The following is an 11,558-nucleotide window of genomic DNA, read 5'->3' on the forward strand; positions in this document are numbered from 1 at the left end:
TGCTTCACCAAAAAATCATACTATTTTAGAATTATTCTAATTAATATATAAATATTACCTTAGTCCTTTCTTAATTTTATATTAAATCACAGTTTAATTAAAATTTTTCGCCCCGTCTCGACGAAGTAGCTTCCTGTGTTAGGACCAAACCAATTCATGGCCACACTTTCATAGGTGTCGCGAGTCCAGTATTTGTCGGGTGTGATATAACCGATGTAATTTCCATTGAAACTGGTTACTACCACGTGAAGATTTTTAGTTAATCCGGCGGATTCAAGTTCGGGAACCAGTTCACCCGAGAAATCACAAGGCATTCCTAAGAAGGCAATATTTCCTACTCGCAGGGCTTTAATATCCGCGTCTGCCAGTCCGAACAGCATATCCCAGGCCCATTGCCGTACTTTCCAGCCTTTGGCAATCTGAAGCTGAGGCTTCCGCAAACTTACGGGCACGGTTACAAACTCCAGGGTTTGTTCAGGTCTGGTAACTATAGCATCGTATTGTTTCTGAATGTCACGGTGTAGGGCTAGGGCCTGATTATTCAACTCTTCATCGTCGTCTTTCCCTTCGGCTACGGGTCGCATGGAGCCGACGGCCCCGGCCATGTAAGCGGCAAAGGTAACCGTACTTTTCTCCAGCGAATCCACTAACACACCGGGGTAATCCCTCGAAATGACCATATTATCTCCGTTCAGAAGTGTCGCGTGAGCAGCATAAGTTACCAGCAAAGCCGTTTCACCCGACTGTTTTTTCATCTTCATCAAACGAATGTATGGATCGACGGTACCTTCATTCCCTACCAAGCGGTTTTCGAGTCGGGTGGGTTCGTTGATCTGAGCATAACCAATTTCGGTGGGAGCTAACTGCTGCGTGGCATGGGTAAGGGCCGTAATGATCTGTTTGGCAAGGAACTGAACCACCTGCGGGTCATATTTTCCCGCAATTAACTCACTACCTACGCCTCCCTGCCAGCCGCCTTCACTGTTATGGCTGTGAATGGCTCCGTAATAAATATGATCGGCAGGGAAACCCAGGTTCTTGGGCCAGTTTGCTTGCACCGCGGCCACAATGGTTGGAGGAATAATCAATAAATCAGAAGCAACCATCGCCACGCGGGAGACTCCATTGTCAAACACAAAGGCCCGTACCCAAAGGGAGTCCCGAACACCAGTAGACACTTTACCCCGGCGATTTCCATAGCCTGCCAGCGGTGTCGCATGATCGGGGGTAATGTTCACCTTGGCCCATCCTACTTGTAAATTCTTCTGTTTTTTAGTCGAATCCTGCCGTTGTAGGGCTAGTTGCTGATCGATCTGCTCCAGCGATTGCTGCGTTTGCTGATAAGCCTCGGTCTGCGTATAGGGCGTTTCGTCAACGGTAGTGAGTGTAGCTAATAGAAGTACTAAAATCAGTATAATAAGAGCAAGAGAAACCTTGGTAATGATGCGTAAAAACTTCATAAGACCTGCGTTATGAACAAAAGAAAACCCCACCGAAAGGGGTGGGGTAAAGATACTAAGGAATGCTCTGGATTATTCGCCCTGATAAATTTCAGCGTTTTCCAGAATATAGTTAAGCTCGTAAATATCGTTGGCGTTCAGCTTGAGGGTTCCCTTGAAGGTTTGTACTTCATCTACTTTAAAACGACGATTTTTCTTCATTTTCAGAGCCATAATCGTTTCAGGACCCGTACCTGTACAGAAGAAACACATCGAGTTCGGGTAAGCCGAAAGCACGAAGGTATTAGAAGTGATGTCCACTGGAACCAAGTAACCTTTGATGATTACTTCTTTATTATTCAATTTCTGTACACCGGGACCGAAATTGGGGTAGAGAATATACATCTTCTCTTCAGGATACCACTTTTTCTGAAATTTCACATCCTTCAGATTCTCCCAGCTAATCTTTGAAGGATCTGCCGCAGTGGCAACCTTTGTATCGGTCGTTGCCGCTACGAAGAGTCCAACAGCGACAAACAGAGAGAAAATCTTTAAAATATTCATGATATGGAAATGTTTTTCAGCTTCTTAAATCGTAACGCAAATTCTGCAAACAAAGTTACCTGAAAGAATAAATTTTTCAACACTGTTGCAGAAGGAACCGTAAAATCCTATTCTTCCGCCAGAGTTCTTGATAAATTCAGACGATACACATTTAAAGAAGGAAGAGCAGCGGCCAGCAGTCCAAGTACTAACACACCTCCTAACAGAATTCCTTCCAGAGGTGAGATGGCCAGCACTTCAAAGCTATAATGGAAACTCTGGTCGGCTCCAGCGGAAAGAACGGCCAGCCCAACACGGCTCATGATGATTCCGAAGATGTACCCCAGAATACTAATAATCATCCCTTCCAGTAATAACATCAAAAACAGCTTGCTGCGAGTGGCTCCCATGGCGAGCATCAAAGCCATTTCGTATTTACGTTCTTTCAGGGAATTATAAAGGGATACAAAAACGCTGATTCCCGCAATGACAATGATGACCAGAGCCATCCAGCGAATGGTATCCACACCAACGCCCAGTAAATCCAGCATTCGGGTGATCTCCAGAGCGGGTGACGCCGCCTGAAGTTTACTATTTTCATTGATAATCCGGGGAAGAATGACGTTCCCCATCGGATTCCGAAATTTGATCAGCAGGGAAGTAATTTCGTGGCTGGGCTCGTTGTCGGCGGTTGAGTCGCTGCCGGGACTACTAATCATTTCACTGATCACTTCGTTACCCTGACTTCCTTCCTGCCCTTCATGTACTTGCCAGATACTTTCGTACGGCGTCAGAATAATATTGTCAACTACCGAATTATTAGGAGCTGCAATACCCACTACCTTATATTTGGCATCACCGTGGACGTGTCCTTCTTCGTCAAAGCCGTGAGCACCAGCGAAAGTATCGCCCAATTTCAGACCCGTTTGCCGGGCTACTTTTGCTCCAATGACTGCCTCCATAGGCTTCTCAAACAGACGCCCTTCGGTTAGTTTTGCTTCAAAATGTGAAAAGTATTTAGAATTTGTTCCAACAATTCGGAACAATTTATAGTTATCACCCATAGCTAGTGGAATGGCTTCCTTAACCATGGGGTTACGCCCCAACATCATAGCATCCGAAAGCGGGATATTGCCCGTGGGTGAATCAATTTGATAAATCGAAGAAAGGATAATTTGGAGTGGACTGCCTTTCGCACCCACCACTAAATCAATTCCTTTTAGATTACGAGTGAATTTATCTTCTAATTGCTGACTGATTAGAAGTAGTAAAGAAATCAGGCCAACTCCGAGGGCCATCAATAGAGTACTTAGAAATGTACTCAGCGGTTTATCCCGCAAATTAGCCAGTGAAATCTTGATTACGTTCATGCTACAAAGTTGCAAAAAAACAGATACAGTGCTTGAAGTGATTTTATTTTTATCATAGATCAACTAAAAAGTCGAGTACATGGTAGAGTCATTGCAACTGTTTATCGATAAAATCCAATCCTTTGTATATATTCAGTAAAATGTTAGGAGTATTGTTAAATAATTTTAAGCTCACAAGTAATTTTCTGGAGAGAAAGACTGTACGAGAATTAGTATTATTCTTATGTAGAAATCAGGTTGATAAAGTGGAGGTAGGTTTAGAGGTAGGTTTAATTAAAATAGGATTAGTAATAGTATAAAATCAATAAATGGTACGGATAATACTTTTCACAAGGTGTATAATTTGAGAAGAAATTATCTTAGTAACTAATAGGTGTGTGTATGAAAAAGGAAGCAAGTTCAATTGATTCTCGTATTCGAACTGCTGCCTTGTTGGAAGGTCAGGAAGAGGAAAGAAAACGTTTAGCTCAGGAACTTCATGATGGAGTCGGGCAATTATTAACTGGAATTAGGTTACAGATAGAGTTATTACAAAATGCCTCGTATACAGATAAAGAAAAAATCAGCTATCAGGTACTTAAAGAATTAGTTTTAGAAACCATAGAAACGGTTAGGCAGATTTCTTATGATTTGATGCCTAGCGTACTAACGGATTTTGGATTGGTTTCAGCTCTACGTTTACTGAGTGAAAAGATCACTAAAATTAGTGGGATAAAAGTCAGATTTAACTCAGGGGAATTCCCCATTCGCTTGTCTTCTGCAATTGAAGTAAACCTGTATAGGATCGTTCAGGAAGCGATAAATAATAGTCTGAAATATGCAAAGGCCAGCGTAATTGATATTACGCTGACGGAAAAAAAAGGGAAAATAAATTTACGTATACAAGATGACGGCATAGGTTTCAATCCTGAAGAATTAGCGAAAAAGGCAATCGCACATTCAGGTTTAGGAAACATGAAATTGAGAGCTGAATCCATCGGATCAACTTTCGAGATTAGTTCTATAATAGGTAAAGGGACTACTATTAAAATAGAATTAAAGGTTTAAATCTCACTATTTTAAAATAAAAGAAGTAGATAGTACTATTCAAAGTAAACTGTTTTGTTACTTTGGGGTATAATCCACCTATTGTCCACCCGCGAGATTACTTAAGGTGTTCGTTCCATAAAATCGTAAATTAAACTAATGGCAAAAATAAGGGTACTTGTAGCAGATGATCATACGGTAGTTCGGAAAGGCCTGATAATGCTTTTGGCTGATGAAGATTCAGTTGAAATCGTTGGTGAGGCCTCCGACGGCCAGGAAGTTTTGGATAAAATTTCTGAAACTAAGCCCGACGTCGTTATACTGGATATCAGTATGCCCAAAATATCTGGCATCGAAGCTGCTAAAGCCATCGCCCAGCAATATTCAACGGTTAAATCGCTGATGTTTAGCATGCATAATAATCAGGATTACATTTTAAAATCAGTTGAAAGTGGAGCTTCTGGCTATTTGTTAAAAGACACAGATAAGGAAGAAATCATGCTGGCTTTGCAGAAAGTATCGCAGGGAGATAAGTATTTTCCTCCCACGATTTCTTCAGTTTTTGTGGATGCTTTGTTAGGTCGTAGCCGTGGCCGATCTTCCAGCAGAGGTAACGATGATACTCCTTTGAGCAAGCTTTCTCGTAAAGAAAGACAAATTCTGACGATGATTGCTGAAGGATTAAATAGTCGGGAAATCGCTGATAAACTGGGCCTTAGTATTCGTACCGTAACTAATCACCGGGCGAATATGCTTCGTAAAACGAAAGTGAAAAACACGGTTGAACTCGTAAGAATTGCCGTTGAAGAGAAAAAGTCTTAAGCTAATTCTTGGTACTTCTCGAAAGTTCTCGGACTTTCGGGAAGTTTTTAACCGAAGAATAGCTATGATTCAGACGCAGAATTTGACTTTTGCTTACAGTCCAGCCAAACAATTCAGTTTTCCGGATATTACTTGTCCCGATCACGACACGCTGTTGATTCTAGGACGCTCTGGCCGCGGAAAAACTACCCTTCTTCACCTTCTGGCACTGTTATTATCCCCAAAGGCTGGCCAAATTCGCATTGGCAATCAGGATATTTCGAACTTATCTGCTTCGGAAGCCGCTACTTTTCGTGCTAAACATGTAGGCCTGATTTATCAGCGGCCCCACTTTGTGAGATCTCTTTCCGTACTGGATAATTTATTACTGGCCAATTACCTGGCCGGTGAAAAAAGCAACCCGGACAAAGCCCGAGAACTAGCCGAGCGTTTGGGTTTTGCCGATCACTTATCCAAGAAAACCAATCAGTTAAGTCTGGGAGAATTGCAGCGGGTAGGTATTGCCCGGGCCTTAATGAACGACCCTCAGGTAATTCTGGCTGATGAACCCACGTCCAGTTTAGACGATGAAAATTGTTATCTGGTGGTAGAGTTACTGAAGAAACAGTCTGCTCAGTTGGGGGCAAGCCTGGTCGTAGTAACGCACGATGGCCGATTAAAAGATATTTTTCCCAAACGGGTTGAATTATAATCCTACCTGGTAACGGAAAAGAGCTTGAGTGCCTTTGGTAATCAGGCTCTTTTTTCGTGGATAATGCGGTGAATAGTCGCTTTCAGGCTGGGAATAATATCCTGCTCAAACCATTCATTTTTCCGTAACCAGAACTGGTTTCTGGGGGACGGGTGGGGTAATGGCCAGAAATTTGGCAGGAAAAGATCCGTCATCCGAACATTTTCAGTCAGGCTTTTGGCATGAGGCAAGTAATAGTGCTGGGCGTACTGACCTATTAAAAGCGTTAATTGCAACTGGGGTAATTGTTGCAGGAGCTTGGCATGCCACTGTGGAGCACATTCGGGGCGGGGAGGTAAGTCACCCGAAGTGCCTTTGCCGGGGTAACAAAATCCCATAGGCATAATAGCCACCCGAGAAGAATCGTAAAATGTCGCGGTGTCGAGACCGAGCCAGTTTCGGAGCCGATTGCCACTGGCATCGTTCCAGGGTATTCCCGAAGCGTGAGCTTTCTGCCCGGGAGCTTGACCAATAATAAGTAAACGGGCCGTAGGATGGGCCTGGATAATGGGTTTAGGGTAATAAGGGAGATGAGACTCACATAAGCGGCAATTTCGAACCTGAGCAATCAAATCTTTCATGATTACTCAACCCTTACTTCTCGTAATTAATTCATGAATCGGAGGGATCTTCTTTATTGACCAGGCTTTCAGTGAGCTTGTTGAGCTGCGTTATTTTCGATTGAAAATCTCCTTTCATCCGATCCCGAATCACCACCAGATTATCTAAAAGTAACTGGATATCGTTGGGAATGACTTCCGTCAGCAATTCCCGAAGTCTTTTGGCCAGGGTTGGCGATTTACCATTGGTAGATATGGCAATTTTGAGATCGCCTTTCTGAACAATGCTGCCCAGGTAAAAGTCGCATAGGTTGGGTGTATCAGCTACGTTGGTAAGGATTCTACGTTGACGCGTCACTTCTTTAATAGACACGTGCAAGCTGGGGTTATCAGTTGCCAGAATAACCAGGTCTTTATTTTCCAGATCAGCTTCCTGATAGGGCCTTTCCAGCAACTGAACTTGTGGATGTAACTGGGCAAGGGTACGAAGTTCTTCGCGAATGTAAGTAGCCACAACCGTTACTGCACATCGAGGGCTATTCGCCAGTATGGCACTGAGCTTCTCGAGGCCTACGTTTCCTCCGCCAACCAGTAATACATCAAGATGGTCTAATTTCAGAAAAACCGGAAAGAGAGGATTCATACGTTCTTATCTATTATGGGGTAAAAATAGAAGTTCTGTCTATTAATAAATAAGGAACGAGGCATAAATGCATACAGCCCCCATTAACTGAATAATGAGGGCTGTATGATCGTATGATTACTATTAAGGCAGAGCCACTTTAACGGCCTGAGTTTTGCTGGGGTTTTCCAGTCGGATGAGGTACAGACCTGAACCCAGCGAAGACGTCTGGAATTCGACGGCATTGATCCCTTTCACCAGATCAAGTTTTTGGGTACTCAGCGTGCGACCCGATAAGTCCAGCAGACTCACCCGGGCGGCTTTGGCCAGCTCCTCATCGCCATAATTCACCACCGCTTTGACGGTGCGATCACTCTGGGTAGTCGCCCACAAACTAATGCCCTGATAGCCTTCGAGTTGCAACGAACGCACCACACTCAGCTCTGATTTACCGTTGAAATCTACCTGCTTGAGGCGGTAGTAATGCGTCAGAGCGGGGTTGAGTTCGGCATGGGTAAAGTGGTACTGCTGCCGCTGGGCAGTGGTACCCTTGCCAGCGACCTGTCCCACGGTCTCAAAGCTGCGGCCATTGGTGGAGTGCTGTACCTCAAAGAAGGCATTGTTTCGCTCCTGAGCCGTGCTCCAGCTCAGCTCGGCGTTATGCCCCTGAGCTCGCAGGGTAAAGGCCGCCAGCGAGACGGGCGTACTAGCTGTAACGTTGAGGGTGAGGGTCGCGTTATCGTTGGTCGCATCGTTTTCGACGGGGGGAGCTCCCTGCCAGGCCGTATTGGCAGTAGCTGATTGGCTGCCGGCCTGAGTTCCCTCATAGTAAAGGCGGAGGTTGACGCAGGTGCCTCCGGCGATGGGTGAGGTATTGATCAGACGAACGACGTTGGTCGAGAGGCGGGTTTCTTCACTGAAACCCGTCAGGGGCGATCCGTCGGCGTTGGTGACGGTAGTGGGCGTGGTGATCTCCGAGGGAAAGCTGACGCGGGGGCGAATGCGATTGGCGGCCAGGGGAATGCTGGAGCTGTTGTTACAGAGTCGGAGGGTGATGAAATCGGTTCCACCCTGCACCACGGCAGGGGAGTTAGCCGCGAGCTCGACGCTCATATCCTGAGCCCGCAGCCCCAAAGCTGAGCCAAGCAGGGCCAGGGTAAGAAAATAGTTTTTTTTCATGAGTGAAAAGAAGGAAGACGACCCGGTTACCTAGGCAACCGGGTCGGTTGGCTATGCTTAGTTGAAGGTCAAAGCGGTAACTGCGAGGTTATTGGAGGAGGGCGTTTCCCCGCCGCCAGTACCGGCGTTAATGTTGATGGTTACGTTCTGGGTGGTGTTTTCAGCCAGAGCGGTAGGTACGAAGAAATTGATACCGATTCTAACGGAGCCATTGGCCGGAATGCTCACGCCCGGTTTGGAAGTGACGGTGAGAAAGCGATCCGAAACAGAGAAGTTCCAGTTGGCATTATCGACCGTAGTACCGCCGTTGACATTGATGGTAGTCGCGTTGGCGGAGTAGTCAAAGCTCCAGTTGGCGGGCCGCTGGATGATAAAAGTGATCACGTCAGAAGTGGCTACGCCTTTGATTTCGTAGAGGGTGACGAGGTAGCCATGGCCGTTAGCCTGACCGGGTTGTGTGAACTCGCTGTTATCAATCTCTCCGCTTACCGTTAAATCGGGAGCATTATTGATTACAATGGTATAGTTCTGGCTAGCCGTCTGGTTATTGGCATCGGTTACCGTTACTGTAAAGTTGACCGAGCCGACAGCAGTAGGAGTACCAGAAACCACACGAGTGGAAGGGTCAAAGCTTAATCCGTTGGTCAGGCCTGTTGCAGCGTACGTTTTGGTGCCCGTACCACCTGTTGCTTCAGGAATTGTAGTGGTATAAGGGCGATTAATCTGACCTGAAGGTAAGGTAGCTGCAGGTTGTGCTAATGCTGGAGATCCAATCGTCACCGAATAGGTTTGAGTAGCCGTCTGAGCAGGAGTAGATTGATCTTGAGCCGTTATTGTGAATGTAGCCGTACCCGTAGCCGTAGGTGTACCCGTAATCGTGCGAGTAGCAGGATCATACGATAAGCCATTCACGGGTCCTGTGGAGGTATACGTAATGGTACCTGTGCCATTCGTAGCTGCTGGAAGCGTCGCAGAAGTATAAGGTGTTCCTACCTGAGCTGGATCTAGCGTGGCCGCTGCTAAAGTAAGACCCTGAGCTACTGATAACGTATACGTATGCGTTCCGGCGGGAATAGCATTGTTTGTCCCATTCGTAACATCTGTAATCACAACATTGAATGCTTGATCACCAGGAGTTACACTAGAGGCGATGGTGCCCGTAATAGTGCCGTCGGAATTTAAAGTTAAACCTTGAGGTAAGGTGGAACCGTTAGCCAGAGCGTAATTTAAAATACGACCATTTTGATTGGTTACCGTAGCCGATAAGCTACCTGTATATACCTGACCCGTTTTTCCGGCTGGAGGATTGGTGTAAGAAAGCGTACGCACAATAACTTTCAGACGGGTTGAATCTGATACTACACTTGGACAACTGGCACTGCTTGCCAGAGCATAGTAATCGCTGTTGACGCTTACCGCACTTGGGAACGCATAAGGTGAAGCAGCAGGGCCGCCCACAACCGATCCATTCAGATTATACCAAGTGATTTGATTACCTGCGGAAGTAGCCGTTGCATTGGGAGTCTGACCAGCGTATACATAGACAATGTGTGAGGCTGGGGTAATAGTTGGTTTACTTGGAGCAAGGTTTACATCATAAATTCTGAATGAGTCGCCTAAAACTCCAGTCGAAAGTAATCCAGGAGAATAGGAGACTTTTACGCGGTCAAAACTAACGCCTGGGTTTATCGTCGTGCTTAAAATTCCAAATCCACTATTGACAGTAATAAGATCAAGTAAATTAAGGCTGATAAGACTTCCTCCCAAGGTGCGGGTGCTACCTACTTGACTTGTGCCATTATAAAAGGTAAACTGTACGGAATTTCCTAACGCGGTTAGATTTAATAACGATTCGGAAAAACCTAGTTTAACTTTAACCCCTTCATTCGTTGATGAAAGATGATCAAAGTAAAAAGTCTGAGAAACTGTACTTGCTACACCAACGCTTGCTACACCAGAACTAAATGACGAATAGTCATTTGGGTTGTTGTTGATAGCACGTTCAGGGTTAGCCACCAATTGATTAATAGCTAAGCCGGAGTTAGAGCTTAATAAGGTAATACCAGATGCTTCACCAGGGCTTGTAAATTGAGGTCTGGCATTACAGGCAGAACCATTTGATTGAGTAAAGGCATTGTAAACCGTTGCCTTGATCTGGCTTGTCAAGTTTACGCTAATGTCAGATGGAAAGGCAACATTCAGTCGAACTGAATTATAGGTTGCATTTGGAGTTACTGCCGCATACCATTCACCCGTATTATCTATCAATAAACGGGATTCTGTTCCAGATTCTGTACCAACTGCGGTTCCTACATTTTCATTGCCATTATAAGAAAATGTACCAGTGTTTAATGCATAATTGCCTGCGTTTGCGTACCCTCTACCTGTAATGCTATTAGCACCTACTACCCCTAACAACCCGCCTACTGCCAGTGTAATGCCAGAATTGGTAGGACTATTTTTAAGATAAAAATACGTTGTGGTGCCCGCTGGAATAGTTGTATTACCTGTGTTTCTAAATTGCAAATAGACATCTGCTCCAGCTCCTAGAAGGCCCGCGGCCCCTACGTCTCGTGAGGCTGTTAGGGTGGTTGGAGTAGTTGTATTAGTTCCTGTTAGAATACTTGTAGTACCATAAAAAAATCGGTGTGCGAGAAAGGCCGTGTGATCTTGCATAGGGGCTGATAGCCCCGCACTACCAGTGCCCAGGCTGATGAGGTTACCGGCCTGAATGTAATTACCCGTTTTAGTGCCCTCTAAATAAGTTTTAGTCTGGGCCTGAGTTAATTGAGTGATACTCATGACTAATAGCCAGATAGAAGCTATTAGCTTTGGTTTAGGTTGAAACCTGGGTAAAGTAAAAATTTCCATTTATTAGCGAATTAAAGGTTACTGTTAGGCACACTTCATTAATCATGTTTTAGAGAGATAGGCATACTAAAACATTACTTCTCATGAGACATGGAAGACCGTAAAGAGCAGAAAAGGACGAATAAACTGAATTAAAACTCAGCTAAGGATTCGTACGGACCTAAGGAAGGAAAGTAATGCAGGGAGGTTGGATAGTGTTTTTCATTAGTGGATTGAATGATTTATTAGCGGATTAGATTACTTAGATGAATTTCAGTAAATGGCATTTCGTTATTGAAGCCAAATAACGACCACTTCTTCTCATGAGACATGGAAGACCGTAAAGAGCAGAAAAATACGAACAAGCTGAATTAAAAATCAGCTAGAGATTTGTACGGGCCTGGAAAGGTGCGGAAT

General features: G+C 44.8%; 10 protein-coding genes. 3 read left to right on the top strand and 7 right to left on the bottom strand.

The window, feature by feature from the left end; translation table 11 throughout:
- Positions 1–86 precede the first annotated feature (86 nt).
- The 3 genes from QE357_RS05180 to QE357_RS05190 all read right to left on the bottom strand — a co-directional run bounded on the left by QE357_RS05180 (position 87) and on the right by QE357_RS05190 (position 3,352).
- The gene (locus QE357_RS05180; RefSeq protein WP_309706312.1) at positions 87–1,460 is read right to left on the bottom strand and encodes a neutral/alkaline non-lysosomal ceramidase N-terminal domain-containing protein; all 1,374 of its coding nucleotides are present in this window, start codon (positions 1,458–1,460) and stop codon (positions 87–89) included.
- A 72-nt stretch (positions 1,461–1,532) separates the two neighbouring features.
- The gene (locus QE357_RS05185) at positions 1,533–2,003 is read right to left on the bottom strand and encodes a DUF3299 domain-containing protein (RefSeq protein ID WP_106638486.1); all 471 of its coding nucleotides are present in this window, start codon (positions 2,001–2,003) and stop codon (positions 1,533–1,535) included.
- A gap of 107 nt (positions 2,004–2,110) precedes the next feature.
- The gene (locus tag QE357_RS05190; RefSeq protein ID WP_106638485.1) at positions 2,111–3,352 is read right to left on the bottom strand and encodes an ABC transporter permease; all 1,242 of its coding nucleotides are present in this window, start codon (positions 3,350–3,352) and stop codon (positions 2,111–2,113) included.
- A gap of 381 nt (positions 3,353–3,733) precedes the next feature.
- Between QE357_RS05190 and QE357_RS05195 the strand changes: the two genes are divergently transcribed.
- The 3 genes from QE357_RS05195 to QE357_RS05205 all read left to right on the top strand — a co-directional run bounded on the left by QE357_RS05195 (position 3,734) and on the right by QE357_RS05205 (position 5,891).
- Positions 3,734–4,399, top strand: a complete 666-nt coding sequence (locus tag QE357_RS05195) for a sensor histidine kinase (RefSeq protein WP_309706313.1) — start codon at positions 3,734–3,736, stop codon at positions 4,397–4,399.
- Positions 4,400–4,537: 138 nt separating this feature from the next.
- The gene (locus QE357_RS05200) at positions 4,538–5,200 is read left to right on the top strand and encodes a response regulator transcription factor (RefSeq protein ID WP_106638483.1); all 663 of its coding nucleotides are present in this window, start codon (positions 4,538–4,540) and stop codon (positions 5,198–5,200) included.
- 64 nt (positions 5,201–5,264) lie between these two features.
- The gene (locus tag QE357_RS05205; RefSeq protein ID WP_307142267.1) at positions 5,265–5,891 is read left to right on the top strand and encodes an ABC transporter ATP-binding protein; all 627 of its coding nucleotides are present in this window, start codon (positions 5,265–5,267) and stop codon (positions 5,889–5,891) included.
- Between the two features lie 41 nt (positions 5,892–5,932).
- Here QE357_RS05205 and QE357_RS05210 read toward each other — a convergent pair whose 3' ends face one another.
- The 4 genes from QE357_RS05210 to QE357_RS05225 all read right to left on the bottom strand — a co-directional run bounded on the left by QE357_RS05210 (position 5,933) and on the right by QE357_RS05225 (position 11,093).
- Positions 5,933–6,511 (bottom strand): uracil-DNA glycosylase family protein, encoded by a 579-nt coding sequence (locus tag QE357_RS05210; RefSeq protein WP_309706314.1) that lies wholly within the window; start codon positions 6,509–6,511, stop codon positions 5,933–5,935.
- A gap of 31 nt (positions 6,512–6,542) precedes the next feature.
- Positions 6,543–7,133 carry a bifunctional precorrin-2 dehydrogenase/sirohydrochlorin ferrochelatase gene (locus tag QE357_RS05215; protein WP_106638480.1) on the bottom strand — a complete coding sequence of 197 codons (591 nt, stop codon included), beginning with the start codon at positions 7,131–7,133 and terminating at the stop codon, positions 6,543–6,545.
- A 123-nt stretch (positions 7,134–7,256) separates the two neighbouring features.
- Positions 7,257–8,291 (bottom strand): T9SS type A sorting domain-containing protein, encoded by a 1,035-nt coding sequence (locus tag QE357_RS05220; protein ID WP_309706315.1) that lies wholly within the window; start codon positions 8,289–8,291, stop codon positions 7,257–7,259.
- A gap of 57 nt (positions 8,292–8,348) precedes the next feature.
- Complete coding sequence (locus QE357_RS05225) at positions 8,349–11,093, bottom strand: putative Ig domain-containing protein (protein WP_309706316.1); 2,745 nt, start codon at positions 11,091–11,093, stop codon at positions 8,349–8,351.
- Between the last annotated feature and the right edge of the window lie 465 nt (positions 11,094–11,558).

It is taken from the genome of Siphonobacter sp. SORGH_AS_0500 (genome assembly GCF_031453245.1).
GTDB lineage: Bacteria > Bacteroidota > Bacteroidia > Cytophagales > Spirosomataceae > Siphonobacter.